The sequence below is a fragment of the Micromonospora sp. NPDC005257 genome, from assembly GCF_042872445.1.
Classification (GTDB): Bacteria; Actinomycetota; Actinomycetes; order Mycobacteriales; family Micromonosporaceae; genus Micromonospora.
The window spans coordinates 239,707-265,658 of sequence record NZ_JBIAKL010000004.1 but is presented as its reverse complement, the minus strand read 5'-3'; the positions used below and the strand labels follow the sequence as shown (position 1 = coordinate 265,658).

The window sequence follows — 25,952 nt, the reverse complement described above, 5'->3', positions numbered from 1 at the left end:
GCCGCGAGACTATCGGCCACGGCTCTGCCGCGGCGGGTGAGGACCGGAAGACGCGCCGCCCTGGGCGGCGCCCGCCGGGTCCGCCGCGCCGGCCCGGGGCAGCCCGTCCGGCGGGCTGACCCCGGCGGCCACCGCCGGGATCTCCTGGGTGGGCACCGGATCGGGCGCCGGGGCGAGCCGGTAGCCGTCGCGTCCGGCGGCCTTCGCCGCGTACAACGCGTCGTCGGCGGCGTCGAGCACCTGCTGGCCGTCGGCGGCGTGGTCCGGGTACACGGCGATGCCGATGGAGACGGTCACCGGCACCCGCACCGGCTCGTCGCCGCTGCCCTCGACCGCCACCGGCTGGTCCCGCACCACGGCGCCGAGCCGTTCGGCGACGATCGCCGCGCCCCGGGCGTCGGTCTCCGGCAGCAGCACCACGAACTCCTCGCCGCCCTGCCGGAACGCCAGGTCCACCTCGCGGATCACGCCGCGTACGCGACGGGCGAACTCGACCAGGACGGCGTCCCCGGCGGCGTGGCCCCAGGTGTCGTTGACGTTCTTGAACCGGTCCAGGTCGAGCGCGAGCACGCTGAGCATCCGGCCGAACCGGTTCGCCCGCTCCACCTCGCGGCGGATCGACTCGCGCAGGTAGCGGTAGTTCCACAGCCCGGTCAGCGGGTCGGTGAGGGAGAGCCGCTGCGCCTCCTCGTGCACCCGGACGTTCTCCACCGCTACCGCCGCGTGCCCGGCGAACGTCCGCAGCGTCACCACGTCGTCGTCGTGGAACTCGTGCACGCCGAGCCGGTCGTAGAGCACGAGCACGCCGAGCGCCGCGCAGGCCGACCCGGGCGGGTCGCCGTCGGCGGGCGGGTGGCCGGGCCGGTCCGGGCCGCGCGGCTCGGCGCCGCCGGGGGTGGCGAACGGCACCGCCACGTACGTCTCGCAGGACGGCTCCCCGGTCGGTGTGTCCGGTGGCGTCCACCGTCCGCGCAGCGGTTCGCCGGTGGCGGCCACCGCGCCGAGCACCCCGGCGCCGACCGGCACCCGCAGCGTCGCCGGGTCGGCCGGGTCGTCCGTGGGCCAGCGCCCGGTCAGCCCTTCGACGCACCGGCCGACCAGCACGCCGTCGCCGTCGACGAGCAGCACCGCGCCGGCCCGGGCGCCGGTGGCGGCGATCGCGCTGTCCAGGATCACCCGCAGGATGCGTTGCAGGTCGTGCGTGCTGGCCAGCGTGTCACCGAGCACTGCGAGGTGGTTGCGGAGCTGGTCGCGGCTGCTGGTCAGCGCCGCCACGTAGCTGCCGGTCTCCCGGGTCATCCGGTTGAACGCGCTGGCCAGCCGCCCGATCTCGTCGCGGCTGCGAACCGGCACCCGGGCGCTCAGGTCGCCGCGTGCCACCCGGTCGACCGCGCCGGCCAGTTCGCCCAGCGGCCGGGTGGTGACCCGGGCCAGCCGCCAGGCGGCGAGCACGGCGAGCAGGGCGGCGAGCGCCCCGGCCGCGATCAGCGCTCCGTACAGGCCGGCCGCGCGCTCGCCGGGCACCGACAGCACCAGTGGCAGCGGCTGGCCGGGAGACGGACCGACCCGGCGCACGTACCGGCCGTCGCCGGTCCCGGTCACCCGATTTCCGTCGGCCTTGCCGGCGGCGGCCAGCACCGCTGCGCGTACCCCCTGGTCCTCGGTCGTGTGGGTGAGGCCGCCGGGGTCGTCGAGGAGGGTGATCCCGACGCCGGTCACCGCGGCGAGCCGCGCCACGAACGCCCGGTCGACGGGCTGGGCGGCGGCGACCGCGCCCAGGTCGGTGCCGGCCGGGTCGCGGAGCCGGACCTGGGCGGACAGCGCCGCGACGGGGGTGGCCGGCGCGCCGGCGCAGTCCTGCCAGCGCCCGGCCGCCCCGCCCGGTGTGGCGTAGGTGGTACGGCCGGCGGCGTCGGCGATCAGCACGGCGGCGGCCAGGCCCCGCGCGACCACCTGGTCGGCCGCGCGCGACCGCAGGGCCGGGTCGCTGACCAGCGCGACCGCGTCGGCCGCCGCGCGTAGTTGCTGGCAGAGCGCATCGACAGAGGTACGCACACCGGCCGCCGCCAGGCCCAGCCGCTCGGTGGCGCGGCTACGGTCGACGGCGCTGAGCGTGGCCCCGACGAAGAACGCGCCGAGCAGGACGGGGCCGAGGACCACCGCGAGGAAAGCCGCCGTCAACCGCCCGCGTAGCGTCAATCTTCCCCCCGGAAGTTCCGCTCCCTTGGTGCGATGCTGACACAGAGCGACCATTAGGCAAGCGTTGCGTCAGGAGTGTTGCGTGCCGGAATTTTCGGATGAAGCGCACGATGCGAAGCGGGACATGCGCGTCGCGCTGCTCGCCGCCCGCCGGTCGCTGTCCGCGGCCGACCGGGCGGTGGCGGCGGCGGCCGTCCAGGCCGAGCTGGTGACGCTGGTACGCCGGCTGCGGCCGGCCAGGATGAGCGCGTACGTGCCGGTCGCCTCCGAGCCCGGCGGGGACGACCTGCCGGACGTGCTGCGCGCCGCGCTGCCGCCCGACGCCGAGTTGCTGCTGCCGGTGCTCCGCGACGACCTGGACCTGGACTGGGCCCTCTACACCGGTCCGGAGTCGTTGCGCGCCGCCGGCCGGGGCCTGCGCGAGCCGACCGCACCACCCCGGGGGCGATCCGCTGTGGCCGGGGCCGGCCTGGTGGTGGTGCCGGCTGTCGCGGTGGACCGCCGGGGCATCCGGCTGGGCCGGGGCGGCGGCTCGTACGACCGGGCGCTGGCCCGGGTACCCGCCACCGTGCCGAGTGTGGCGCTGCTGCACGACGGCGAGCTGGTCGAGGCGGTGCCCGCCCTGCCGCACGACCGTCCCGTGCACTGCGTGATCACCCCGGCGGACGGGTTGGTGGCGGTTCCGGGTGTGGGCCCGGGCGCTTCCGCTGGACGAACCCGGGGGTGATGACGCACCATTGGCACTCGAAGACCACGAGTGCCAACCGGCCGTGCCAAGATCCGGAGGAGAACGTGCCCACGTACCAGTACGCCTGCACCGCGTGCGGCCACCAGCTCGAGGCGGTGCAGTCCTTCTCGGACGACCCGCTGACCGAGTGCCCGGCGTGTGAGGGGCGGCTGCGAAAGCTCTTCAACTCGGTGGGCATCGTGTTCAAGGGCTCCGGCTTCTACCGCACGGACTCCCGCTCGTCCGGCTCCGAAAACGGCTCCCCGGCCCCGTCGAGCAAGCCGGCCAAGACCGAGTCGTCCCCGTCGTCGGACTCCTCGTCCTCGTCGTCCGGTTCGTCGTCCTCCTCGTCCGGGTCGTCCTCGTCGTCCGGGTCGTCTTCGTCGTCCGGGTCCGGGTCGGGCTCGACGGCCGGCAAGGCGCCGGCGGCGTCCAGCTCCTCCTGACCTGCTTTCGTACCGGCACGTGGCCGTCCCCTCCCGGGGGCGGCCACGTTTCGTCTGGCCGTCCCGTTCGAGGCAGACGCTCGCCACCTCGGCGAGGTCGCCGCATCAGCCCGTCCGGAAGCGGCCACCTCCCTGGTGACGGCGCGGGCCGCCCGGGGAGCGGTTTTCCACAGGCCGGCGGGTTATCCACAGGGACGGGCGGTGGGGCGGCGAGAGGCGGGAACCGGTCCTAGCCTGCGGGTCGGACGGTTGGTCGGCGGAGGGAGGCAGCGGTGACGGATGGCGAGGCGACGTTGCGTCCGGTCCGCTGGCGCGGGCTGCCCCGGCGCCGGCCCCTGCTGCGGGTGACGCTCGTCGCGGTGCTGCTCGGGTTGGCCGCGGCGGTGCTCCAGACGCCGCAGTCCTGCCCACCGCCCCGCGTGCCACCGGCCGCCTCGGCGTCGGCGTCCGCGTCCGGCGGCATCCGCGCCCTACCGGCCGGCACGGTGGGCGTGCCGATCCGGCTGGCCGAGCCGGCCGCCCTCTCGGTGCTGCGCCCGGGTGCCCGGGTCGACCTGCTCGTCGTACCGGCGGGCGGCACGCCCGACCCGGCGCTGCTGGCCCCGCGCGCTTTGGTGCTCGACGTGGTCGGCGCCACCGGGGCGGTCGACGGCTCGTCGGCGCTCTACCTCGCGCTGCCGCCCGAGCAGGCGCGGCGGGCGGTCGGCTTGCCGGAGGGCAGCCGCTTCGCCGTGGTGGTGCGCGGCTGACGGGACCCGGCGGTCAGCCCCGATGCGGCGCGATCAGCCCCAGTGCGGCGGGCGCTCGGCGAGCAGCCAGTCCTCGTTGCCGCCGGGGCGCTCGCCCCAGCCGCGGTCGGTGTCGTCGCTGGTCTGCTCGGGCAGCACGACGAAGTCTTCGCTGAGGTCGACCACGCGGTCGTCGTCATCGCGCGGTGTCCGGATACCGGGTTCGGTCACGAGCAGCAACGATACCGCCGAACCGGCCACGCTTCGGTCCCCGGAACGTGGCGGGGCCGGACCGGCGTCCCGCCGGCACCTCACATCGGGCGGGCGGCGGTGATCGACGCGTCGGGCGGCCGACCGGCCGGGGCGTTGGTAGCGTCGGACGGCGTGACGACGCCGAGCGGTGGAAGCCCCGACGACGAGACCTGGCGACGCCCGGAGCAACCGGCCAGGGACGGGGAGAACCCCTCCGTGGCGGTCCCCCGGGAGGGCGTGGGCGCGCACCCGGCCGGTTCCGAATCAAGGCCCGGTGACATCGGTGACGGCGGCGGGGACCACGACCCGGACCGCACCGACGGTCCTGCCGTGACCACCGGGCCGCCCGCACCGGGCACTCCCACCGCGGACCCGGCCGTCATCGGCGGGATCGACACCGCCGGTGCCGCCACCGGAACAGCCGGAGCAGCGCCGGAGGCGGCCGGAAACGCCAGCCCGTGGTCACGCGATGCGGCCACCGACAGCCCGTGGGCCCGGCCGGAGGCGGCAGGCGGTTGGACGGTGGCCGGCGGCGCGTGGCCCGGAGCATCCGGCGGTGGCCCGCCCTCGGGATACGCGGGACCGCCGCCGAGCACGCCTCCGCCGCCCGGCTGGCGGCCACCGGTGCACGTGCAGCCGGCGCCACCCCGCAGCCTGCCGCCGCAGGACATGGCTGCGATGGACCAGGCGGAGCAGCGCGCGCAGCGGCTCACCTACGGCGTCGGGGCGGTCGTCGCCGTGGTGCTGGTGCTGCTCACCTGCCTGCTCTGCTCACGGGTGCTGTTCTGAGCCGCACCGGTCAGACGATGCCGTCCCACACCATCTTGGCGCCGCTGTCACCGGTCAGGTAGACGTACACGAGCGCGAACACCGCGAGCACTGCCACCACCACGGTGAGCACCACCGGGACCCAGCGGGGCACGTTCCGGCCCGCGACGAAGCGGCTCGTCGACAGCAGGAGCAGCAGCGCCGCGACGCCGAGCCCGAGCGAGAACCAGAACAGCGTGTCGCCGTACTCGGCATGCTCGTGGATCTTCTGGAGCCCTTCCGGCGGGTAGCCCCGCGCGCGCAGGGTCTCCTCCAGCTCCTCGCCGGACTCGGTGGCGACCCAGGTGACGGCCGGGGTGACCACGGCGAGCGCGGCGACCGCCCAGCCGAGGCGGAGCCGCCACCGGGGCAGCACCCCGTACCCGACGGCGAGCAGTGCCAGCAGCGGCACCAGCACCACCGCCGCGTGGATGACGAGCACGTGGAGCGGCAGACCGTTGATTTCCCTGAACACCGACACCTCCGGCGAGTGGGTGGTTAGCGGGCCCAGCGTACGGCGTGACGCTGTGTACCTCGACACACGCAGACGCGGCGGCAGCGGTTCACGTGCGGCCCCGGCCACCCGCGAGAACGCTCGCTTGTCGGCCCGCCGCTCCGGTCGCGGGGCCTACGGGTCACCCGGCCGCGTCTCGCCGTGCTGGACGTGCTCTCCGCCGACGACTGACAGCCGGGCCGCCACGACTGACGGCCACGCCGAGGACGGGCGGCGCGACGCGTGGCACTCTTGATCGGTGGACACCGAAGACCTCGGCCTCTTCGGTCCGGGATCGGTCACGTGGAAGGTGCACGAGGAACCGATCCTGATCGTCGCCGGCCTGCGCTCCCTCTACCTCCAGGCGCTGCACCCCCGCGCGATGGCCGGTGTGGCGCAGAACAGCAACTACCGCTCCGACGCGTGGGGCCGGCTGGTCCGCACGGCGACGTACGTGGGGACGACGATCTACGGCACCACCGCCGAGGCGGAGGCGGCCGGGCGGCGGCTGCGTACGCGGCACGCCCGGATGCGCGCCACCGACCCGTTCACCGGTGAGGAGTTCCGCGTCGACGAGCCGGAGTTGCTGCGCTGGGTGCACGTCACCGAGGTCGAGTCGTTCGTGAGCACCGCCCGGCGTGCCGGTCTGGCGCTCACCGACGACGAGGTGGACGGCTACTACACCGAGCAGCGCCGGTCGGCGGCCCTGGTCGGGCTGGACCCGGACGACGTACCGGGCACCGCCGCCGAGGTGGCCGACTACTACCGGGACGTACGCCCGCAGTTGCGGATGACCCGGGAGGCGGCCGAGACCGCGCTGTTCCTGACCGCGCCGCCGATCCCGTGGAAGCTCAGCCTGCCGGCGCGGGTCGGCCTGAACCTCGGGCCGCCGCGCTGGGCCTACCTGGGGATCGCCGCCACCGCGCTGGGCATGCTGCCACCCTGGGCGTTGCGGCTCTACGGCGGGCTGGGCCTGCCCACCACCGCCCTGTCGGCCGACCTGAGCGCGCGGGCGCTGCGCCTGGCGCTGGCCGCGGTGCCGCGGCGCTACCGGGAGGGGCCGTTGCAGCAGGCCGCCAAGGAACGCGCCGCCCGCCTGGCCGCGGCCTGACGGCGGGACCGGTCAGTCCGGGTCGGCGAAACGCTCGACTGCCGACCAGGGCTCCTTGCCCGGGGTCTGCGCGCCGGTCGGGCACGTACGCCGGTAGTCGCACCAGCCGCACCGGGGACCCGGCTCGGTCGGGAACGCCTCGTCGGGGTCGGCGCCGTCGGTCACCGCGCGCTCGGCGGTCATGATGTCGCGGGCGGTGTCCTCGGCGCGGGTCAGCTGCCGGTGCAGGGACTCCGGGGTGTGCTCGTGCGCGGCGACGGTGCCGGTGGGCAGGTGGTGCAGCTCGACCCGGCGGCACGGCTTGCGGAACACCCGCTCGGCCGCGTACGCGTAGAGCGCGAGCGCCTGCGAGCCGCGCGCGTCGTCGGCGTCGAGCCCGGTGCGGCCGGTCTTGTAGTCGACGATGACCAGCTCGGGCCGCCCGTCCGGGCCGGGACGCGAGTCGATCCGGTCGGTGCGGCCGTTGAACGCGAGCACAGCGGTCTTCACCGCGACGACCCGTTCCACGCCGACCGGCTCGTCGGCCGGGTCGAGGCCCGCGACGTAGCCCTCCAGCCAGGTCAGCGCCCGCCGGAAGGCGTCGCGCTCCTGCTCGTCGTCTCGGTAGCCCTCGCGGACCCAGGTGCCCTTGAGCAGCGTGCCGAGCACCTCGGGACGGCGGCGGTCGGGGGCGAGCGCGTACCAGTTCTTCAGCGCCGTGTGGACGCTGGCGCCGAGCGAGTTGTGCGCCCACGGCGGGCCCTTGGGCGGGGCGGGGCGGTCGACGTAGGCGTAGCGGTAGCGGCGGGGACAGTCCGCGTACGCGCCGAGCTTGCTCGGTGTGCAGACGAACAGGCGTTCCGGCATGCCCTCGAAGCCGAGCTGCTCGGACTGCTCGGCGCGGGGTCGGGGAGCCCGGGAGCCGGTCGGGCCGGCTGCTGACGGTCGTCGCACCCCCTGGATCCTGCCATCCGGGTACGACAGCGGGCGGACCCGCTCAGGCGTTGTTGAGGTACTGGGTCACGAACGCGGCGATCGCGTCGGCGATGAGCTGCACGGCGATGGCGGCCAGCAGCAGGCCGGCGATGCGGGTCAGCACCTCGATGCCGCCGGGTCGCAGCACCTTGACGATCCCGCCGGAGAAGCGCAGCACCACCCAGACGGTGACCATCACCGCGACGATGGCCAGCCCGATGGCGAGGTAGTCGACGGCGCCGCCGGCCTGCTGCACGAACAGCATCGTCGCCACGATGGCGCCCGGCCCGGCCAGCAGCGGCGTGCCGAGCGGCACCAGCGCGATGTTCGAGGTGACCTGCTGGCTCGGGTCGTCCGACTTGCCGGTCAGCAGCTCCAGCGCGACCAGGATCAGCAGCAGGCCGCCCGCAGCCTGGAGGGCGGGCAGGTCGACGTGCAGGTACGCCAGGATCGTCTGCCCCGCCACCGCGAAGATCACGATGACCCCGAGCGCCAGCGCGACGGCCTGCCAGGCGGCCCGGTTCCGGTCGCGCGCGGGCAGCGGCCCGGTCAGCGCGAGGAAGATGGGCATCATTCCGGGCGGGTCGACGATCACCAGCAGGGTCACGAAGACCTCGCCGAAGAGCTTGAGATCCACGCGGACACGGTAGCCGTGCCGTCGGAGCGCTTCAGCCTGAAGCGACAGGGGTCACCCCGCCGGCCAGCGCAACGATCCGCTCGTACGCCTCGGGGTCGGTGGTGTGCGCGCCCAGCCGTACCGTCTTGTGCGTGCCGTGGAAGTCCGACGAGCCGGTGACCAGCAGTCCCAGGTCGGCGGCGAGCCCTCGGACGTGCGCCCGCTCGTCCGGGTCGTGGTCCTCGTGGTCGGCCTCCAGCCCGGCCAGGCCGGCCACTGCCAGGTCCGCGATCAGCTCGTCCGGCACGATCCGGCCGCGCCTGCTGGCCCTCGGATGGGCGAAGACGGGCACGCCGCCGGCCGCCCGCACCAGCGCCACCGCCCGGAACACCTCGATGTCGTCCTTCGGCAGCCGGTACCGCTCGCCCAGCCAGTCCGGCCCGAACGCCTCGGTGGTGGTGGCGACCAGACCGGCCCGGATCAACGCCTGCGCGATGTGCGGTCGGCCGACGGTGCCGCCGCCCGCTCCGGCCAGGATCTCCGTCCAGCTCACCGGGATCCCGTCGGCCTGGAGCAGCCGGACGATGCGCTCGCCGCGTTCCTCCCGGGCCCGGCGGACCCGGGCCAGCTCGGCGACGAGTTCCGGCTCGGCCGGGTCGAACAGGTACGCGAGCAGGTGCAGCGGGATCGCTGGTTCGGCGCCGAACCAGCGGCAGGAGATCTCCGCGCCGCGGATCAGGGTGAGGCCCCGCGGCAGGGCGGCGACGGCGGGTGCCCAACCGGCGGTGGTGTCGTGGTCGGTGAGTGCCACCACGTCCAGCCCGGCGCCGGCGGCGGCCCGGACCAGCTCGGCGGGGGTGAGGGTGCCGTCGCTGGCGGTGGAGTGGGTGTGCAGGTCGATGCGGGCGGGGACGCTCACCCGCCCGACGCTACGCCCCGTCCGGCACCGTGGGGACGCCGGCCACCACCACCGGACGCTCGTGCTGCGCCAGTCCGTCGACCGGTGAACCCGTGGGCCGGTCGCCGGCCAGCACCCGCTCGGGCTTGACCCGGACCAACCCGCCGTTCGCGTCCACGTGCAGCGCCACACCCGTCCGGGTCCACGCCACCCCGCCGGCCAGCACCGGGCCGGCCGGGTGGAGGGTCGGGCTGGCCGGGTCGGCCAGGTCGACCAGGAGGGCGGTGCGCGCCGTGCCGTTGGCGAGCAGCCACCGGCCGTCGAAGGAGAGGGCGCCGCGTCCGTCGGCGGCAAGTCTCGGGCCGCACACGACACGCACCGGAGCGAGGTCCCGGGCCGGGTCGAGCAGGCCCAGGCACGGGTGACCGTCCGAGCCCGCGGTGACCAGGCCGACCGCCCGGCCGTCGGGCCGGGTGCCGTAGACGACGCGTACGTCCGGGTTCACCGGCCCCGGCTGCCCGCCCAGCGCGCGGTTCCAGACGCTCATCCCCCCGCCTCCGGGTTGCTGGATGAGCACGGCGTCGCCGGCGAAGCCGACCGGCACGGCGCCCTCCGGCGCGGCGGTCCGGACCGGCGCGATGAGCTGACCGGCGACCACACCGGCGGCGATCACGTCCGGGCCGTCCCGCCAGGCGACCTGGCGCCCGTCCGGAGAGACGGCCACCGCGTCCGCGGCGGCCAGCATGACCTGTGGCGCGGCGCCATTGACCGGCGCCCACCAGAGGGTACGGCCGGCGGCGGTGGCCGCCGAGGTGAGCAGCCAGCCCTCCTCGTCGTGGATCCGCTGCGCCCGTTCGACGCCGCTCACGCCGGTCAGCTGACGCCGTTCGCCGCCCCTGGTGTCCAGCCGGTCACCGACGAGCAGGTCGACCTCGGCGCGGATCGGCCCGTGACGGGTGACCGAGGGCGGCTCGGTGGACAGCGGGGAGGGCGCGAGGACGGCAGGATCGCCGAGCACCACGGTGGGGGTGCCGCCGTCGCCGCCCGGCGCGGTGAACTGGGCCACCCCGAAGGTGATGAACACGGTGGCGACCCCGGCCAGGGCCAGGCCGCTGAACGTACGCCGCCGGCCCGCGCGCCGCGCCCGGCGCAGGACCTCCCCCGCCGGGTCGGCGGGCAGCGGGCGGGACGTGGCGACGCGGCGGTTCAGCGTCTCCCGCAGCGCCCGCTCCAGCTCGTCGTCGCTCACGACCAATGGACGCTCCGGGCTGCCCGTCCGGTTGTCACAGTCGTGCCGAGTGCCGCTCATCGGCTCTCCGCCGCGATCGGGACGGCGGGACGGACCGGCGCGGGGCGGACCGGCGCGGGACGGACCGGCGTCGGGGGTGGGACCGGGCGGGGCACCCGGGCGGCGGACCGTGGCGCCGGGGCTCGGGTCGGCTCGGCGCCTGTGGCCGGCGGGACGGCGCGGCCGGCCGGAGCCGGGGCGGACGGGGTCGCCGCGGGCGTGTCGGCCGGCGCGGGCAGGCTCAGGGCCGCCTCGGAGCCCAGCCGGCGGCGCAGCGTGTTGAGCGCCCGGGAGGTCTGACTCTTGACAGTGCCCGGGGAGATTTCCAGCAGCGCGGCGGTCTGCGCCTCGGACATGTCCTCGTAGAAGCGCAGCACCAGCACGGCCCGTTGCCGGGCCGGCAGCGCTTGGAGGTGCCGCCAGAGCGCATCCCGGTCGAGTTGCTGCTCGATCTCGTCGACGCCGGCGCGCTCCGGCAGCACCTCGGTGGGACGCTCGCCGTGCCAGCGGCGCCGCCACCAACTCGTGGACGTGTTGACCATGACCCGGCGGGCGTACGGCTCGATGGCGTCGATCCCGCCGAGCCTTTTCCAGGCCAGGTAGGTCTTTGTGAGCGCGGTCTGGAGCAGGTCCTCGGCGGTGGCCCAGTCACCGGCGAGCAGATACGCGGTGCGCAGGAGCGCGCCGGACCGGGCCGCGACGAATTCGCAGAACTCCTCCTCCAGCGGGTCTCTGCTCACCACAGTCATCTCCCCCCGTCCTGCCTGGCAGAATGCCACGGCCACGCCGGTCGGGTCGATGGCGGAAGGTGTGCAGTTCATCCGATGTTCGGACGAAAACTTTCAGGCCCCGTCGTCGGCCTTGGCCTCGTCGGCTTCCTTGCCCAACCGCGCCTCGACCGCCTGCGGCTCGTACATCTCCTCGACCACACGCAGGTAGAGCTCGTTCGGGTTGGGCAGGTTCTTGATCACCCGGAGCGCCTGTTCCTGACCGGCGGACTCCAGGACGAACGTGCCGTAGTTGAGGGCACGGCCGGTCGGGCTCTGCTCGTACTTCATGTCGGTGACCCGGGTGAGCGGCATCATCGCGACCTGCCGGGTGATGATGCCGGCCACCACCATCACCCGTTTGTTGGTGAGGATGAACCGGTCGTACCACCAGTCGGCGACCTTCCACGCGACCCAGCCCATCACGGCGAACCAGAGCAGCACGGCGACGGTGGTCAGTGCGCCGACGTCCCGCCCGGCTAGGAACCCGGAGAGGTAGCCGAGCACGAACGTGGCCGCGACGCCGACGATGATCGGCGTGGTGAGGTGGATCCAGTGCCGCTTCCACTCGCCCCGGTAGCGCTCGGTGGGGAAGAGGTAGCGCGCCACGAGCGAGCTGGGCTCGTCCTCCAGCGGCAGCACCCGGCGGGGCGCCATGCCGGTGGCGTCGGACCGTAGCCCGACCAGCTCCTCCTCGGAGATCGGCTGGTCGGGGAAGCCGTCCGGGTCCCGCGCCCAGGCCCGGCCGGACCGCCCCTCGGCGGCGTAGGCGCTGCCGTAGCCGGCGTCGTCCGGGTCCGCGTAGGGGCCGGGGCCGTAACCGGCCGGGTCGTCCGGGTCGATCCGGGGGATCGGCTCGGTGTCATGCTCCCGTCGCGCCCGGTCGGGATCGTCCGGGTCGAAGGGTGGACCGGAAGGGCTTCCCATCGGCGGCTAGGCGACGAGGTTGGTGAAGAAGTCGCCGAAGCCCTGCGCGATGTCCATGATGCCGCCACCGAGAGACTTGAAGACGTCGGCGGCGGAGTTTGGCCGGTACGCAACGAAGAAGATCAAGAATGCGATGCCGGCCCAGGTGAGGACCTTCTTGACCATAGCGGGCCATCCTCTCGCGCGGCGTCGGGTCCGTTTACCGCAGCGGCACCCAGAGTATCAGCATGGTGTCTTACCGTGAATATCTGCGTCCGCTCTCTCCGACCCGTCGTGGCGAGCCGGTCAGGCCCGCCCGTGCAGATACGGAGACGGTGCGCCGTACACGAGTTCGGGCGGTGTCCACTCGGTGAGGTCGTGCAGCACGACTTCTTCCGCGAGGAGGTGACCCGCGCTCGCCGGCCAGGCTATCGCATGGAGCCACATTCCCCGAGCCTCGCCGGCGTACGCGCTTCGATCCGTTACGGAACGGACGAGCCACAGTGGAGTCGGATGGCCACCTACCCGGATCTTCGCGTGCGGCAGACGCTCGGGATGACCAGGGCCGGGGTCGGTGAGCGCCTCCTCCACCTGCGGGCCGGGATCGGGTCCGGGCAGTCCCGCGAAGCGGGAACCGAGACCGACGCCGGGCTCCTCGGCGACGAAGATGAGATCGGCCGGCCCACCGTCCAGGGGGGCCGGACCGGCGCAGGAGACCAGAGTGGCCCGTACGCCCGACCGCTCGTCGCCCGCCCACGCGACGCCGGTGAGCGTCCAGCCCGCCGGTAGCGGCCACGGACACCACAGCGGCATCCGGAGCCGGTCGGGCGGGTCGGGATCGGCTGCCACCCGCTCCACCACGCTGGCCATGATCTCGGCGCTGATGTGCTCCGGCACGTGCAGCGGCGCGACCGGGCCGCAGCGCACGCACCGGTGCTCGGCGTGCATCAGGTCCGGCTCGCGCACCGGCCCCGCGCACTTCGGACAACTCACCGCGACAGTCACACCCTCACCGTCACCCCGGACCCGCGAGGCGTCAAGCAGGGCGCGTGGGATTTCCGTCCGGTGGCGGACCCACGCGGGTTTCAGTCCGGCGGCGGCCCGGCGTACGACCGGATCCAGGCGTGCATGGCGATGCCGCTGGCCACGCCCGCGTTTATGGACCGGGTCGAGCCGTACTGGGCGATGGAGAACAGGGCGTCGCAGGCCGACCGGGCCACCGGCGACAGCCCCGGCCCCTCCTGGCCGAACAGGAGCACGCAGCGGCGCGGCAGCACCGCCGTCTCCATCGGCCGGGAGCCGGGCAGGTTGTCGATCCCGACCACCGGCAGCCGCTCGGCGCGCGCCCACGCGACGAACTCCTCGATCGTGGCGTGGTGCCGGACGTGCTGGTAGCGGTCGGTCACCATGGCGCCCCGCCGGTTCCACCGCCGTCGCCCGACGATGTGCACCTCGGCGGCGAGGAAGGCGTTGGCGTTGCGGACCACGGTGCCGATGTTGAAGTCGTGCTGCCAGTTCTCGATCGCCACGTGGAAGTCGTGCCGGCGCCGGTCCAGGTCGGCCACCACGGCCTCACGCCGCCAGTAGCGGTAGCGGTCCACCACGTTGCGCCGGTCCCCGGCGGCGAGCAGCTCCGGGTCGTAGCGCGGGTCGGCCGGCGGGTCACCGGGCCACGGCCCCACACCCACGTCGAGCTGGTCGTCGGTCACGGTTGCCGAGGGTACGGCCCGACGTCGTCCCCGGTCAGCGCAGGTCGAGCGCGCCGCCCAGCCGGTCGAGGAAACGCGTGTCGGCCGGGCTCGGCGTGCTGTGCCCGGCCCGGCACACCCGGGCCGCCACGGACTCCACCCACTGCCGGTACGCAGCCGAGTCGGCCGGATCGGCCCGGCGGCGCAACACCCGTACCGCGGCCCGGGCGGCGGCCAGCAGGTCGACCAGGTCGGTCAGGCGCTCGTCCCGCTCGGCGGCCCCGTCGTGGCGGGCGTAGATCGCGGCCACCACCGCGCGGACGAGGTCGCTGTCGAACGCCCGGCCGGCGGCGACCGCGTCCAGGCCGGCCAGACCGGCGGCGACACCGCGCGGCGGGCGCCCGGGTCCGGGTGAGGCGGCGGCGACGAGGACGCGGCCCGGCAGGTCGGTCAGCAGGTCCCACTCCGCCGCGGAGTAGGCGGCGGTGGTGAGCGGTGCGGCACGACGACCGGCAGAGGGCGGTTCTCCGGCTACGGAGTGGCTCATGGGAACCTCCGGCCCGAGCATATGCCCCCGCACGAGGTCCGGGCCCCGTCCCCGCCGAACGGGGAACGAGGCCCGGTGGCCGGACGGACGCGAGGTCAGCGCGGCTCGGGGAAGCTGGGGCGCTCCGGGTCGACGCCGTCCGGGACGGCGGCGGCCGCGTACTCCCTCTTCGGCACCATGACCTTGCGGCGGAACACGCAGACGAGCGTGCCGTCCTGGTTGTAGCCGCGGGTCTCGACCGCCACCACGCCGCGGTCGGGCTTCGAGGCCGACTCCCGCTTGTCCAGCACCGTCGTCTCGCCGTAGATGGTGTCGCCGTGGAACGTCGGCGCGACGTGCCGCAGCGACTCGATCTCCAGGTTGGCGATCGCCTTGCCGCTGACGTCCGGCACGGACATGCCCAGCAGCAGCGAGTAGATGTAGTTGCCGACCACCACGTTGCGCTTGAACTGCGAGGCGGACTCGGCGTAGTGCGCGTCCATGTGCAGCGGGTGGTGGTTCATGGTGAGCAGGCAGAAGAGGTGGTCGTCGTACTCGGTGACCGTCTTGCCCGGCCAGTGCCGGTAGACCGCGCCGACCTCGAACTCCTCGTAGTAGCGGCCGAACTGCATCCTTGTCCCCTTCACGGGCGGCGATGGAGTGCGGACAGCATGCCTTATCGCTTGTTAAGGCGAGGTGCGGGCCGCTCGTCCGGCGGAAATGTCACACCGGGGGGCCACCGAGGTCCGGACGCAATGAGCGGCGGGGCCCTCCCCGGCACCCGCCGCCCACGCTCTGATGCGAAGAATTCTGCCGTACCACCACCCTCCGCCGACAGAGACGGAGGTCACATTTATCTTTTCGTAACATTACTGAAAGTAACCGACATGCGGTCGGTAAGCTATCACCGCAGCCTGCATAGATGCTCGTCAGGGCCAAAGTTACCGATGCGTAGCGGACACTGAGCGTGATCTCCTTGGAAACGCTCCCATCACGGCCCGTCACGCAAGTGCGGCATGCATTTGCGTTCCGCACGGCCGGGGTGAAGAGATGGCGTTCGATGTGCCCAGGGTCACCGTCCCGACGCTCAGCGTTTCGCCACCCGCACGCCGGGAATTCGGACGGACCGACCCTGGTTCCACCGGACGTACGACAATCCGCGGTGATCGGAGAGAGCAAATGGCAACGGTTGAGCTGACCACGGCCAACTTTGACGAGGTGACCGGGCGCGACGGGATCGTCCTGCTCGACTTCTGGGCGGACTGGTGTGGCCCGTGCAAGCGCTTCGCCCCGGTCTACGAGCGCTCCTCGGAGAAGCACCCGGACATCTCCTTCGGCAAGGTCGACACCGAGGCGCAGCAGGAGTTGGCGGCGAAGTTCAACATCAGCTCCATCCCCACGATCATGGCGATCCGTGACGGCGTGATCGTCTTCGCCCAGCCGGGCGCGCTGCCGGAGTCGGCGCTGGAGAACCTCATCGAGCAGGTCCAGGCGCTGGACATGGACGACGTCCGCAAGAAGCTGGCCGAGCACAACCACTGACGTTCCGCATGCCGCCGGCCGGCGCCCTTCCGGGTGCCGGCCGGCGGCGTGCGATGAGCAGTGTCCCGGCCCTGGAGAAGGTGCGCCCGGTGGCGTGCGTCAAACGCCCGCTCGGCCGCCCGCCGCGCCGACGTCCCCCGCTCCGGCGACAGCCTGAGCGCGGGCACCCCGGTCAGGCGGTCGGCCCCGGGCGGCCGGCCGGGCCGTAAAGCCGCTCCCGGGCCTCCTGCGGCAACGCGCAGGCGGCGGTGCCGCCCGGCATCCGGTGCCGGTTGCGGGCCACCCAGCGGTACGCGGGCCAGGCCGCCGCGCGGACCGGCGCGAGGCGCAGCCCGGCCCCGGCGAACCGCCAGAGCGGCCCGCTGTCACCGAGCAGCCGGGCGACGGCGTCCGGACCCGCGGCCCGGGACCCGGCGGCGCCCACCCACTGGACCGCCTCCTCGCACTCGGCCTCCGTCAGGCCCAGCGCCGCCAGGTCGGCGAACTGCCACGGCACCACTCGGGCGCCGGTCGGGACACGACGCTCGATGAACTGCGCGCAGCTGGTGCAGAAGGCGCAGTCGCCGTCGTAGACGAAGGTCGACGTCTCCATGCCTCCATCCTGCACCCGCCCCGGGGCGCGGCGGCGCGGGTGTCCGGAGCATCACTTGCGCTTTATTCGTACACATGTTCGAATAGCTCCCATGCGCTGGGACAACCTCTCCGCTCCCCCGGACGAGGGGACTCCCGATCGGGCGGCGCCGGCGGCTCCACCCCTGCCGCTGGCGCTGCCCGGCGCCGTCGCCCGCACGTTCGACACGCCGGGCTTCGCCGGCATGACCTTCTACGAGGTCCATGCCAAGTCGATCATCAACCGGGTGCCCGGCCGGTCGCATGTGCCGTTCGAGTGGACGATCAACCCCTACCGCGGCTGTTCGCACGCGTGCGTCTACTGCCTGGGCGGCGACACGCCGATCCTGATGGCCGACGGCCGCACGAAGGCGATCAGCGAGCTGGAGCCCGGCGACCGGATCTACGGCACCCGCCGGCGCGGCGCCTACCGTCACTACGTCGTCACCACAGTGCTCGACAAGTGGTCCACTGTGAAGCGGGCCTACCGGGTCACCCTGGCCGACGGCACCACGCTCGTCGCCAGCGGCGACCACCGGTTCCTCACCGAGCGCGGCTGGAAGCACGTCACCGGGACCATGCGGGGCGGCGGACGCCGTCCGCACCTGACCACCCGCAACCGCCTGCTGGGCACCGGCCGGTTCGCGGTGGCGCCGAAACGCTCGGCCGACTACCGCCGCGGCTATCTGCACGCCCTGATCCGCGACGACGACCGGGCCGGCTTCGGTGCCCGCTTCCGGCTGGGCACCGCCGAGACGGAGGCGCTGGACCGCGCCGAGCGCTATCTGACCGACGCCGGGGTCACCGTCGAGCGGGCCGCAGTCGCCCGGGCCGGTCGCCGGGCGACGACCACAGTGGTACGCACTGCCGGCCCGGCCGAGGCCGTCACCGGCCTGTTCGAGGCGCCCGACGAGACCACCGACGACTGGGCGCTCGGCTATCTGGCCGGCATGTTCGACGCCGCCGGCACGTGCCACCGGGGCGTGTTCCGGATCAGCGTCGCCGACGACGAGAGCCGGGCCCGCACGGCCGGCGCGCTGGAGCGGTTCGGCTTCCGGTGGGCGCTCGACGTGCCCGGTGCCCCGGGTGCGGCGCGTCAGCTCCGGCTGACCGGCGGGCTGCCGGAGCGGCTGCGCTTCTTCCACCTCACCGATTCGGCAGTCACCGCCCGGCGCTCGATCGAGGGCATGGCGCTCAAGTGCGCGGCGCGACTCCAGGTGACAGCGATCGAGGATCTCGGCCTGGAGCTTCCGCTGTGGGACATCACCACCGGCACCGGCGACTTCATCGCCAACGGCGTGGTCAGCCACAACTGCTTCGCCCGCAACACCCACACCTATCTCGACCTGGACGCCGGCGCCGACTTCGACCGCAGGGTGATCGTGAAGGTCAACGCGGGCGAGCTGGTACGCCGGGAGCTGGCCGCCCCACGATGGCGCGGCGCGCACGTCGCCATGGGCACCAACGTGGACTGCTACCAGCGGGCCGAGGGCCGCTACCGGCTGATGCCGCCGATCATCGAGGCGCTGCGGGACTTCGCGAACCCGTTCTCCATCCTGACAAAGGGCACGCTGCTGCTGCGTGACCTGCCGCTGCTGCGCCAGGCCGCCGAGGTGACAGGGGTCGGGCTGTCGTACTCGGTGGGGTTCGTGGACGAGGCGCTCTGGCGGGTGGCCGAGCCGGGCACCCCGAGCCCACGCCGCCGCCTGGACGCGGTCCGCACCCTCACCGACGCCGGCTTCTCCGTCGGCGTGCTGATGGCGCCGATCCTGCCCGGTCTCAGCGACGACGAGGAGTCGATCGACGCCACTGTCGCGGCCGTCGCCGCCTCCGGCGCGGCGAGCGTGACGCCGCTGCCGTTGCACCTGCGGCCCGGCGCCCGGGAGTGGTACGCCCGCTGGCTGGCCCGGGAGTTCCCCCACCTGGTGCCCCGTTACCGGCAGCTCTACCAGGCCGGCTCGTACGCGCCGCAGGCGTACCAGCGGGAGGTGACGGCGCGGGTGCGGATGGCGGCACGCCGGCACGGGCTGCACCGGGGCGAGGCCGGCGACAACCGACCGGCCGGTCCCCCGGCCCCGCCGGCGAGCGAACAACTTTCGCTCCTGTAGTACGTATCGACTAACGTGCCGACCATGCGGGAGACCTTCGGGGCGGCGCTGGGCCGGCAGCGGATCGCGTTGGCGGTCGCGCTCATCGCCGGATGGTTGACCGCCGTTGTCGACCTGCGCGCGGGCGAGGCCGGCGGGCCGGTGACACTGGTCCGCCTGGTGCCGCTCGCCGTGTTCTTCGGCGTTGCCCTGCGGGAACTCCGCCGCCCGCTCAGCACTGCCGAGCTGCGGGTGGACGAGGAGTCGCGGGCGTTCTTCGCCCCACCACGGGCGGGAGTCAGTTTCCTGACCGTCCTGGTGGGCTTCACGTTCTACCGCGAGGCCGTCACCGCCGACAGTCCGGGGAGGAACGGCTGGGACTCCTTGCTGGCCGCGTTCTTCCTCGCCTGTGCGATCGTCTTCATCGCGGTCAGCTGGTTCCGGGTGCCGGGGTCGAGCTGACCACGGAGGGGATCACCCACCGCCGCCTCGAACGGCAGTGGTTCGTCCCCTGGGCCGCCCTCGACCCGCAACGGCCGGTCGGCTGGCGGCAGGTCGGCCGGGCGATCTCGCTGCCCGTCGTCCGGCCGGACCTGGTCCGCGCCGGTCGCGGCGTGGGCCGGGACGGCACGACGGTTGCGGTACGCGAGGTGGGCGCCGCGCCCGCGCTGATCGCCGGGGCGATCCGGCACTACCTGACCCACCCCGAACACCGGGCCGCGATCGGCACCCGGGAGGAGTACGCCAGGCTGCGCCGCACGCTCGCCGGCGAGGAGTGAGCGGCGGCGCTAGAGTTTTCCCGTGCGCTCCGCTCAGCAGATTCTCGCCGACTCCGCCGTGATCGCCGTCGTGGGCGCCTCCCGTGACCCGGGCAAGGCCGCGCACCGTGTGCCGCTGGAGATGCAGCGGCACGGCTGGCGGATCATCCCGGTCAACCCGACTGTGGACGAGTTGTTCGGCGAGAAGGCGTACCCGACGCTCGCCGACATCCCGCACCCGGTCGACCTGGTCGACGTGTTCCGCCCGGCCCGGGACGCGGTCGACGTGGTCCGGCAGGCGGTGGCGATCGGCGCCCCGGCGGTGTGGTTGCAGCTCGGCATCTTCTCGGACGAGGCACGCCGGATCGCCGAGGAGGCCGGCCTCGACTATGTCGAGGACAGGTGCCTCATCGTCGAGCGGGCCGCCGCCGGGCTGAGCCGGAAAACCGGCGGAACGGCCGCCTGACGACGCGGCACGCGCCGCGTACCCTTCCGGGCATGTCCGGTCCCGGCCCGGTAACGGCTGCCGCGGTGCCCGACCGCGCCGGGCTCTGGTCCCGAAGGCTGCTGGCGCTGTCGGCCGGCGCGGCGGTGGCCGCGGTGAGCGGCCGGGTCCTCCTCGCGCTGGACCCGTCACACCTCGGGGCGGTCCGGGACGTGGTGTGGCTGGTGATGCTGGGGCACCTGGCGCAGCGGTACTGGCGGCCACGGCGGACCGGCCGGCTGATCTGGCGGGCCCGGCTGGCCGGGCCGCACGGCGCCGCACCGGGGTTGGTGGCCCGGCGGTCGGTCCGGCGAGCGCGGCGGCGGTGTGCACCTCCGTCTGGAGCCGGAGCGGTTGCCCCGACCGGTGATCGGCGGGCGCGACCTGACCGTGCCGGACGAGCGGCTGATCGCCGCGATCGAGCGGTTCCGGACCACGCCGGAGGCACGGGCGGTGGGGCTGCCGGTCACTGCACCGGAACCGGCCCCCGGCGTGGCGGAACGTTGAGCCCTACTGCTTGTACTGCTTGAGCAGGCCGCGCGAGATGATGGTCTTCTGGATCTCCGAGGTGCCCTCGCCGATCAGCAGGAACGGCGCCTCGCGCATCAGGCGCTCGATCTCGTACTCCTTGGAGTAGCCGTAGCCGCCGTGGATCCGGAACGCCTCCTGGACCACCTCGGCGCAGTATTCCGAGGCGAGCAGCTTGGCCATGCCCGCCTCGACGTCGTTGCGCTGGCCGGCGTCCTTGAGCCGGGCGGCGTTGACCATGAGCGCGTGCGCCGCCTCGATCTTCGTGCCCATCTCGGCGAGCTTGAAGGCGATCGCCTGGTGCCGGGCCAGCGGCTGGCCGAAGGTGTGGCGCTGCTGGGCGTACGCGACAGCCAGCTCGAACGCCCGGATCGAGATGCCGCAGGCGCGGGCCGCGACGTTGACCCGGCCGACCTCGATGCCGTCCATCATCTGGTAGAAGCCGCGGCCGACCTTCTCCTCACCGCCGAGCACGGCGGAGGCGGGCACCGTGACGCCGTCGAGCACCATCTCGGTGGTCTCGACGCCCTTGTAGCCCATCTTGTCGATCTTGCCGGGGATGGTGAGGCCGGGCGCGGTCTCGCCGAAACCGGGCTCCTTCTCCAGCAGGAAGGTGCTCATGTTGCCGTAGACCGAGTCGGCCCCGGTGTCGGTCTTGACCAGGGTGGCCACCACCGAGGAGTACGCCCCGTTCGTCAGCCACATCTTCTGGCCGTTGAGGACGTAGTTGTCACCGTCGCGGACGGCCTTCGACTTGATCGCCGAGACGTCGGAGCCGCACTCGGGCTCGGACATCGAGAAGGCGCCGCGCACCTCGCCGGTGGCCATCCGGGGCAGCAGCCGGGCCTTCTGCTCGGCCGAGCCGTGCTGTGAGATCAGGTACGCGACGATGAAGTGGGTGTTGACGATGCCGGAGATCGACATCCAGCCCCGGGACAGCTCCTCGACCACGAGCGCGTAGGTCAGCAGGGACTCGCCCAGGCCGCCGTACTCCTCGTCGATGGTGAGGCCGAACAGCCCCATCTCGCGCATGCCGTCGAGGATGTCGCTGGGGTACTCGTCGGCGTGCTCCAGCCGCTGCGCGTGCGGGATGATCTCCTTGTCGGCGAACTCCCGGACGGTTTCCAGGATCGACCGCTGCACGTCGGTCAGTCCGGGTGTCTGGGCGAGTCGGGCCATCTCAGCCTCCGGGGTCGGCACCTTACTCATGGGTAACTGAACGTTCGGTCAGTATCGGCCCCGGGACCGGCCGCGCCAAGGTGACCAGTCCACACAACCGCTGTGAAAAGGTTCACCGCTGCGGGTAGCGTCCGCAAGAGAAAGGGCCGTCGACCTGGGGAAAGGGGCGCGCGTGAGTGACGAGCAGCCACCGTCACCGTACGAGCCGCCGTCGCACGGCCAGCCGTACGGGCAGCCGCAGTACGGCCAACAGCACCCCCAGTACGGCCAGCAGCCGCCGTACGCGCCGCAACCGCCCTACGGCCAGTACGGCCCGCCCGGACAGGGACCACGAGCCGGTGGCACGAACGTGCTCGCCATCCTGTCGCTCGTCTTCGCCTTCGTGTTCGCGCCCGCCGGCATCGTCTGCGGCCACCTGGCCAAGCGGCAGATCCGGCAGACCGGCGAGGACGGCGACCAGCTCGCCACCTGGGGCCTGATCCTCAGCTACATCTTCACCGCGCTCGCCGTGCTGGCCTGCTGCGGCTGGATCGGGCTGGCGTTCTGGGCCAACTCCGACAACAGCGGCTACTGACGGTCAGCGGAACTGCGCCTCCCGGACGCTGTTGCCGCCGTCGACCACGAGCATCTGCCCGGTGATGTACGAGGCGGCCGGCGAGCAGAGGAACGCGATGGCGGCGGCCACCTCGTCCGGGGTGCCGGGGCGCCCGACCGGCGTACCGAGCCCCTGCTTGATCTCGACGATGGTGGACGCCGCGGTGTGGATGATGCCCGGCGCCACCGCGTTCACGGTCACCCGGTCGGCGATCATCTCCATCGCCAGCGCCCGGGTCAGCCCGACCACGCCGGCCTTGGCCGCCGCATAGGCCGCCTCGGTGGGCAGCGCGTTCACCGGCCCGGCGGTGGCCGCCAGGTTGACGATCCGGCCCCAGCCCCGCTCGGCCATGCCGCCGATGAACGCGCGGCTGCACAGGAACGCGGTGGTCAGGTTGCGGTCGATCTCGCCGCGCCACTCGTCGTACGTCAACTGGGCCACCGGACGCAGCACCTCCGGGCTGGCCCGGCTGGCCAGCCCCGCGTTGTTCACCAGCACCTCGACGTCGCCGAGCTGCTCGGCCACCGCGTCGGCGAGCGCGCCCACCTCCGACTCGTCGGTGAGGTCGGCGACGAAACCGGTCACACCCAGCTCGCCCGCGCGTTCGTGAATGCGCCTCGTGGTGGACACGATCGCCACCCGGGCACCCAGGTCGGACAGCCGGCGCGCGGTCGCGTACCCGATGCCGTCCGGGCTGCCCGCACCGGTCACCAGCGCGACCCGGCCGTCCAGGCGCATGGTGGCCGGTTCGGGCAGCGTCGCGGGCCGTTCGGAGTCGGCGACGCCGGCCGGCTCGCCGCCGCGCGGGCGCCGCACCGCCCCCGGCCGGCTGATGTCCCGTCGCGACCGACCCCCACGCGCGTCAAGTGCCATGCCGAGGATCCTGCCCGCTGCCGACCCCACGGGCAACGCCGCGGCCGGAAAGGGGAGGTCCGTGTCGCGCGCCGGGTGGCTACCCTGGGCGCGACCACGTACCTGGAGATGATCAGATGACCTATCCCCCACCGCCCGGCGGCTGGCAGGACCCGCTGGCGGCCGGGCCGCAGTCGGGCCCGCCGGCCGTTCCGAGCCAGCCGGGCCCGGCGGACCCGTACGCGCCGATGGACCCGTACGCGCCGATCGCGGATCCGAAGTCGCCGTACGCCCCGCCCGGTGGCGAGCAGTACGCCCCGCCGATGCCCGCCTACCCCCCGCCCGCCTATCCCGGCTACGCGATGCCGGCGGCCGCCACGAACTCGCTGGCCATCGTGGCGCTGGTGCTGGCGCTGGTCGGCATCGTCTCGTGCATCACCGCGCCGATCGGCGCGATCATGGGCCACGTCGCCCGCAGGCAGATCCGGGAGACCGGTGAGCAGGGTGACGGCATGGCCCTGGCGGCGATCATCGTGGGCTGGCTCGTGAGCGGGCTCGTGGCCGCGTTCATCCTGCTCTACATCGTTATCGGCGTGATCGTGATCGGCGCCGCCACCAGCAGCAACGGCGGCTACTGAGGCCGCCGGGCCGCCCCGGGCGGGGGCGGCCCGGCGGGCGGTCAGGACGCGGGCGGCGTGAACGAGGAGGTGCGGGACATGCCGGCGGCCCGGCCCTTGGCCGCGATCACCAGCGCCATCTTCCGGGACGCCTCGTCGATCATCTCGTCGCCGAGCATCACCGCGCCGAGCTTCCCGCCCGCCTCCGAGGTGTAGTAGTCGTACGCGTCGAGGATCAGCTCGGCGTGGTCGTAGTCGGCCTGCGCCGGCGAGTAGACCTCGTTGGCGGCGTCGATCTGGCCGGGGTGCAGCACCCACTTGCCGTCGAAGCCCAGCGCCGCCGAACGCTTCGCCACCTCCCGGAACGCGTCCACGTCCCTGATCTGCAGGAACGGGCCGTCGATGGCCTGCTTGTCGTGCATCCGCGCGGCCATCAGGATGCGCATCAGGATGTAGTGGTACGGGTCACCCGGGTAGTCCGGGATCAGCGCGCCGACCACGAGCGACTTCATGTTGATCGAGGCCATGAAGTCGGCCGGGCCGAAGATGATCGTCTCGACCCGGGGCGAGGCGCCGGCGATGGCGTCCACGTTCACCAGCCCGGCCGCGTTCTCGATCTGCGCTTCGATGCCGATCCGGCCCACTTCCAGTCCGAGCGTCTTCTCGATCTGGGTGAGCAGCAGATCCAGCCAGTGCACCTGCTCGGCGTTCTGCACCTTCGGCAGCATGATGCAGTCCAGGTTCGCCCCGGCGCCCTCGACCACCTCGATGACGTCCCGGTAGGTCCACGGCGTGGTCAGGTCGTTCACCCGGACCACGCGGGTCTTGCCCGTCCAGTCGCCCTCGTTCAGCGCCGCCACGATGTTCTTGCGCGCGTCCGGCTTGGCCAGCGGGGCGACCGCGTCCTCCAGGTCCAGGAAGACCTGGTCGGCGGGGAGGCCCTGGGCCTTGCCGAGCATTTTGACGCTGGAGCCGGGTACCGCCAGGCAGGATCGGCGGGGACGACCGACAGCGGTCATGGATGCGCTCCTTCCAGCGTCAAGCGGGGGTGCCGACGCAGCGGTGGATTTCGAGAACTTAACGATCCCAAAGGGCGTGGTGACGCCACGGTAACCTCGTGCCGTGACCGGGGTGAATGGACCTGTGGAAGATCTCACTGACCGTCGGATCGTGGTGCTGACCGGCGCGAGCTCGGGCATCGGGCTGGCCGCCGCGGAGGAGCTGGCTCGCCGTGGTGACCAGGTGGTGCTGGTCGGCCGCGACCCGGCCCGGCTGCGCGCCGCGGGCGAGCGCGTCCGCGAGTGCTGCGGCGAGCAGCCGGAGCTGTTCCGCGCCGACTTCGCCGTGCTCGACGACGTACGCGGGCTCGCCGAGCGGCTGCGCCAGCGGTACGACCGGATCGACGTGCTCGTCAACAACGCGGGCGCGATCGTGCTGGAACCGATCACCACGGTCGACGGTTTCGAGCTGAGCATGCAGGCCAACCACCTCGCCCCGTTCCTGCTCAGCAACCTGCTGGCCGACCGGGTCCGGCGGATGGTGGTCACCGGCTCGGACGCGCACCGCAGCGGCGTGCTCGACCCGGACGACCTCAACGCCGCGTTGCGCTCGTACCGGCCGTTCCGCGCGTACGGCACCAGCAAGCAGGCGAACATCCTGTTCACCGCCGAGGCGGCCCGGCGCCGGCCGGAGGTGCCGGCGCACGTCTTCCACCCCGGTGTGGTGAGTACCCGCTTCGGCAACGAGAGCCGGATCGTGGCGCTCGGCATGCGGCTGCTGCCGTTCCGCAGCCCGGAGAAGGGCGCGGAGACGCTCGTGTGGCTCGCCTGCCAGGACCCGTCCCGGCTGACGAACGGCGGCTACTACGCCGACCGCAAGCCGCACCGGCCCCGGCCCAAGGCGGCCGACCCGGCGCTTGCGGCGCGGCTCTGGACGGCCAGCGCGAAGGCGGTCGGCGTCAACGCCTGAGGGCGGCGCGACCGCCGGTCCGCTGGGACACTCGACGCCATGACGACGGGGAACGAGATCCTGCTGGTCGCGCTGGTCGACCTGAGCGCCGACGCGCCGGCCGGGCGGCGGTACGAGGACGCCGTGCTGGCGCTGCTCGGCCGGCACGGCGGCGAGTTGGAACGGCGGCTGCGTACCGGCGACGGGGAGACCGAGGTGCACGTCATCCGGTTCGCCGCCCGGGCCGGGTTGGACGCGTTCCTGGTCGACCCAGAGCGCGCCGCGCTGCGCGCCGAGCTGGGCGCCGCCGCGCCCGCCACCCGGGTGCTGGAGGTACGCGACGTCTGA

33 protein-coding genes and 1 pseudogene are annotated in these 25,952 nt (G+C 73.5%); 15 read left to right on the top strand and 19 right to left on the bottom strand.

Going from position 1 to position 25,952, the window contains the following annotated elements; all coding sequences use genetic code 11:
- Nucleotides 1-9: 9 nt before the first annotated feature.
- Nucleotides 10-2,199, bottom strand: coding sequence for a diguanylate cyclase (locus ACFYO8_RS11090; protein WP_357706364.1), 2,190 nt, complete (start codon nt 2,197-2,199; stop codon nt 10-12).
- A gap of 82 nt (nt 2,200-2,281) precedes the next feature.
- Here ACFYO8_RS11090 and ACFYO8_RS11085 point away from each other — a divergent pair, with 82 nt between their 5' ends.
- Nucleotides 2,282-2,926, top strand: coding sequence for a 5-formyltetrahydrofolate cyclo-ligase (locus ACFYO8_RS11085; RefSeq protein ID WP_387257163.1), 645 nt, complete (start codon nt 2,282-2,284; stop codon nt 2,924-2,926).
- Nucleotides 2,926-3,132: pseudogene (locus ACFYO8_RS11080) on the top strand (FmdB family zinc ribbon protein); the annotation flags it as partial. The gene ACFYO8_RS11085 and the pseudogene ACFYO8_RS11080, both read left to right, overlap by 1 nt.
- Before the next feature lie 14 nt (nt 3,133-3,146).
- Here ACFYO8_RS11080 and ACFYO8_RS11075 read toward each other — a convergent pair.
- Nucleotides 3,147-3,419 carry a hypothetical protein gene (locus ACFYO8_RS11075; RefSeq protein WP_354865300.1) on the bottom strand — a complete coding sequence of 91 codons (273 nt, stop codon included), beginning with the start codon at nt 3,417-3,419 and terminating at the stop codon, nt 3,147-3,149.
- Between the two features lie 225 nt (nt 3,420-3,644).
- On the opposite strand from ACFYO8_RS11075, the gene ACFYO8_RS11070 reads away from it, so the two are divergent.
- Nucleotides 3,645-4,121: a flagellar biosynthesis protein FlgA gene (locus ACFYO8_RS11070; RefSeq protein WP_357706361.1), complete on the top strand. Its 477-nt coding sequence runs from the start codon at nt 3,645-3,647 to the stop codon at nt 4,119-4,121.
- A gap of 33 nt (nt 4,122-4,154) precedes the next feature.
- Here the strand turns inward: ACFYO8_RS11070 and ACFYO8_RS11065 are convergent, their stop codons facing one another.
- Nucleotides 4,155-4,337: a hypothetical protein gene (locus tag ACFYO8_RS11065; RefSeq protein WP_355094941.1), complete on the bottom strand. Its 183-nt coding sequence runs from the start codon at nt 4,335-4,337 to the stop codon at nt 4,155-4,157.
- A 147-nt stretch (nt 4,338-4,484) separates the two neighbouring features.
- Here ACFYO8_RS11065 and ACFYO8_RS11060 point away from each other — a divergent pair, with 147 nt between their 5' ends.
- Nucleotides 4,485-5,141 carry a hypothetical protein gene (locus ACFYO8_RS11060; protein WP_387188977.1) on the top strand — a complete coding sequence of 219 codons (657 nt, stop codon included), beginning with the start codon at nt 4,485-4,487 and terminating at the stop codon, nt 5,139-5,141.
- Between the two features lie 10 nt (nt 5,142-5,151).
- Here ACFYO8_RS11060 and ACFYO8_RS11055 read toward each other — a convergent pair whose 3' ends face one another.
- Complete coding sequence (locus ACFYO8_RS11055) at nt 5,152-5,634, bottom strand: DUF2231 domain-containing protein (RefSeq protein WP_354864614.1); 483 nt, start codon at nt 5,632-5,634, stop codon at nt 5,152-5,154.
- Nucleotides 5,635-5,911: 277 nt separating this feature from the next.
- On the opposite strand from ACFYO8_RS11055, the gene ACFYO8_RS11050 reads away from it, so the two are divergent.
- The gene (locus ACFYO8_RS11050) at nt 5,912-6,763 is read left to right on the top strand and encodes an oxygenase MpaB family protein (protein WP_354864612.1); all 852 of its coding nucleotides are present in this window, start codon (nt 5,912-5,914) and stop codon (nt 6,761-6,763) included.
- 12 nt (nt 6,764-6,775) lie between these two features.
- Here the strand turns inward: ACFYO8_RS11050 and ACFYO8_RS11045 are convergent, their stop codons facing one another.
- The 11 genes from ACFYO8_RS11045 to ACFYO8_RS10995 all read right to left on the bottom strand — a co-directional run bounded on the left by ACFYO8_RS11045 (nt 6,776) and on the right by ACFYO8_RS10995 (nt 15,038).
- Nucleotides 6,776-7,609, bottom strand: a complete 834-nt coding sequence (locus tag ACFYO8_RS11045; protein ID WP_354865250.1) for a PD-(D/E)XK nuclease family protein — start codon at nt 7,607-7,609, stop codon at nt 6,776-6,778.
- Nucleotides 7,610-7,739: 130 nt separating this feature from the next.
- On the bottom strand, nt 7,740-8,354 hold the full coding sequence (locus tag ACFYO8_RS11040; RefSeq protein ID WP_354864611.1) for a MarC family protein: 615 nt from the start codon (nt 8,352-8,354) through the stop codon (nt 7,740-7,742).
- 31 nt (nt 8,355-8,385) lie between these two features.
- Nucleotides 8,386-9,252: a PHP domain-containing protein gene (locus ACFYO8_RS11035; RefSeq protein ID WP_355094935.1), complete on the bottom strand. Its 867-nt coding sequence runs from the start codon at nt 9,250-9,252 to the stop codon at nt 8,386-8,388.
- A 10-nt stretch (nt 9,253-9,262) separates the two neighbouring features.
- The gene (locus ACFYO8_RS11030) at nt 9,263-10,480 is read right to left on the bottom strand and encodes a hypothetical protein (protein WP_354864607.1); all 1,218 of its coding nucleotides are present in this window, start codon (nt 10,478-10,480) and stop codon (nt 9,263-9,265) included.
- Nucleotides 10,481-10,536: 56 nt separating this feature from the next.
- Entirely contained in the window at nt 10,537-11,268 is a 732-nt protein-coding gene (locus ACFYO8_RS11025; RefSeq protein ID WP_355094937.1) for a SigE family RNA polymerase sigma factor, read from the bottom strand.
- Between the two features lie 93 nt (nt 11,269-11,361).
- Entirely contained in the window at nt 11,362-12,213 is an 852-nt protein-coding gene (locus ACFYO8_RS11020) for a PH domain-containing protein (protein WP_354864603.1), read from the bottom strand.
- Nucleotides 12,214-12,219: 6 nt separating this feature from the next.
- Nucleotides 12,220-12,378 (bottom strand): hypothetical protein, encoded by a 159-nt coding sequence (locus tag ACFYO8_RS11015; RefSeq protein ID WP_013283898.1) that lies wholly within the window; start codon nt 12,376-12,378, stop codon nt 12,220-12,222.
- Nucleotides 12,379-12,498: 120 nt separating this feature from the next.
- The gene (locus ACFYO8_RS11010) at nt 12,499-13,185 is read right to left on the bottom strand and encodes a DUF6758 family protein (RefSeq protein ID WP_354864601.1); all 687 of its coding nucleotides are present in this window, start codon (nt 13,183-13,185) and stop codon (nt 12,499-12,501) included.
- Nucleotides 13,186-13,277: 92 nt separating this feature from the next.
- Nucleotides 13,278-13,901, bottom strand: a complete 624-nt coding sequence (locus ACFYO8_RS11005; RefSeq protein ID WP_354864599.1) for an RNA methyltransferase — start codon at nt 13,899-13,901, stop codon at nt 13,278-13,280.
- A gap of 34 nt (nt 13,902-13,935) precedes the next feature.
- Complete coding sequence (locus ACFYO8_RS11000) at nt 13,936-14,427, bottom strand: hypothetical protein (protein WP_354864597.1); 492 nt, start codon at nt 14,425-14,427, stop codon at nt 13,936-13,938.
- Between the two features lie 95 nt (nt 14,428-14,522).
- Nucleotides 14,523-15,038 carry a MaoC family dehydratase gene (locus ACFYO8_RS10995; RefSeq protein ID WP_018789068.1) on the bottom strand — a complete coding sequence of 172 codons (516 nt, stop codon included), beginning with the start codon at nt 15,036-15,038 and terminating at the stop codon, nt 14,523-14,525.
- A 547-nt stretch (nt 15,039-15,585) separates the two neighbouring features.
- Between ACFYO8_RS10995 and trxA the strand changes: the two genes are divergently transcribed.
- Complete coding sequence (gene trxA, locus ACFYO8_RS10990; RefSeq protein ID WP_354864595.1) at nt 15,586-15,948, top strand: thioredoxin; 363 nt, start codon at nt 15,586-15,588, stop codon at nt 15,946-15,948.
- A gap of 172 nt (nt 15,949-16,120) precedes the next feature.
- On the opposite strand, the gene ACFYO8_RS10985 is transcribed toward trxA, so the two are convergent.
- Entirely contained in the window at nt 16,121-16,540 is a 420-nt protein-coding gene (locus ACFYO8_RS10985) for a thiol-disulfide oxidoreductase DCC family protein (protein ID WP_387257161.1), read from the bottom strand.
- Here ACFYO8_RS10985 and ACFYO8_RS10980 point away from each other — a divergent pair.
- The 5 genes from ACFYO8_RS10980 (at nt 16,539) to ACFYO8_RS10960 (ending at nt 20,393) form a co-directional block, all read left to right on the top strand.
- A complete protein-coding gene (locus tag ACFYO8_RS10980) occupies nt 16,539-18,665 on the top strand; it encodes an intein-containing Rv2578c family radical SAM protein (RefSeq protein WP_354864592.1) in 2,127 nt (708 codons plus the stop codon). The two genes, ACFYO8_RS10985 and ACFYO8_RS10980, sit on opposite strands and share 2 nt — an antisense overlap.
- 24 nt (nt 18,666-18,689) lie before the next feature.
- Entirely contained in the window at nt 18,690-19,106 is a 417-nt protein-coding gene (locus ACFYO8_RS10975) for a hypothetical protein (protein ID WP_354864590.1), read from the top strand.
- A 152-nt stretch (nt 19,107-19,258) separates the two neighbouring features.
- Nucleotides 19,259-19,423, top strand: a complete 165-nt coding sequence (locus ACFYO8_RS10970; RefSeq protein WP_354864588.1) for a hypothetical protein — start codon at nt 19,259-19,261, stop codon at nt 19,421-19,423.
- 22 nt (nt 19,424-19,445) lie between these two features.
- Nucleotides 19,446-19,868: a CoA-binding protein gene (locus tag ACFYO8_RS10965; protein WP_354864586.1), complete on the top strand. Its 423-nt coding sequence runs from the start codon at nt 19,446-19,448 to the stop codon at nt 19,866-19,868.
- 345 nt (nt 19,869-20,213) lie between these two features.
- On the top strand, nt 20,214-20,393 hold the full coding sequence (locus tag ACFYO8_RS10960) for a hypothetical protein (protein ID WP_354864584.1): 180 nt from the start codon (nt 20,214-20,216) through the stop codon (nt 20,391-20,393).
- A 3-nt stretch (nt 20,394-20,396) separates the two neighbouring features.
- On the opposite strand, the gene ACFYO8_RS10955 is transcribed toward ACFYO8_RS10960, so the two are convergent.
- On the bottom strand, nt 20,397-21,593 hold the full coding sequence (locus ACFYO8_RS10955) for an acyl-CoA dehydrogenase family protein (RefSeq protein ID WP_354865248.1): 1,197 nt from the start codon (nt 21,591-21,593) through the stop codon (nt 20,397-20,399).
- Between the two features lie 172 nt (nt 21,594-21,765).
- Between ACFYO8_RS10955 and ACFYO8_RS10950 the strand changes: the two genes are divergently transcribed.
- A complete protein-coding gene (locus ACFYO8_RS10950) occupies nt 21,766-22,167 on the top strand; it encodes a DUF4190 domain-containing protein (RefSeq protein ID WP_354864582.1) in 402 nt (133 codons plus the stop codon).
- 3 nt (nt 22,168-22,170) lie between these two features.
- On the opposite strand, the gene ACFYO8_RS10945 is transcribed toward ACFYO8_RS10950, so the two are convergent.
- A complete protein-coding gene (locus tag ACFYO8_RS10945; RefSeq protein ID WP_354864580.1) occupies nt 22,171-23,061 on the bottom strand; it encodes an SDR family NAD(P)-dependent oxidoreductase in 891 nt (296 codons plus the stop codon).
- Nucleotides 23,062-23,177: 116 nt separating this feature from the next.
- Here ACFYO8_RS10945 and ACFYO8_RS10940 point away from each other — a divergent pair, with 116 nt between their 5' ends.
- Nucleotides 23,178-23,678: a DUF4190 domain-containing protein gene (locus ACFYO8_RS10940; RefSeq protein WP_354864578.1), complete on the top strand. Its 501-nt coding sequence runs from the start codon at nt 23,178-23,180 to the stop codon at nt 23,676-23,678.
- Between the two features lie 41 nt (nt 23,679-23,719).
- Here the strand turns inward: ACFYO8_RS10940 and ACFYO8_RS10935 are convergent, their stop codons facing one another.
- A complete protein-coding gene (locus ACFYO8_RS10935; protein ID WP_116503786.1) occupies nt 23,720-24,676 on the bottom strand; it encodes a CoA ester lyase in 957 nt (318 codons plus the stop codon).
- Nucleotides 24,677-24,800: 124 nt separating this feature from the next.
- Between ACFYO8_RS10935 and ACFYO8_RS10930 the strand changes: the two genes are divergently transcribed.
- A complete protein-coding gene (locus tag ACFYO8_RS10930; protein WP_354864576.1) occupies nt 24,801-25,625 on the top strand; it encodes an SDR family NAD(P)-dependent oxidoreductase in 825 nt (274 codons plus the stop codon).
- A gap of 39 nt (nt 25,626-25,664) precedes the next feature.
- A complete protein-coding gene (locus ACFYO8_RS10925; RefSeq protein WP_354864574.1) occupies nt 25,665-25,952 on the top strand; it encodes a hypothetical protein in 288 nt (95 codons plus the stop codon).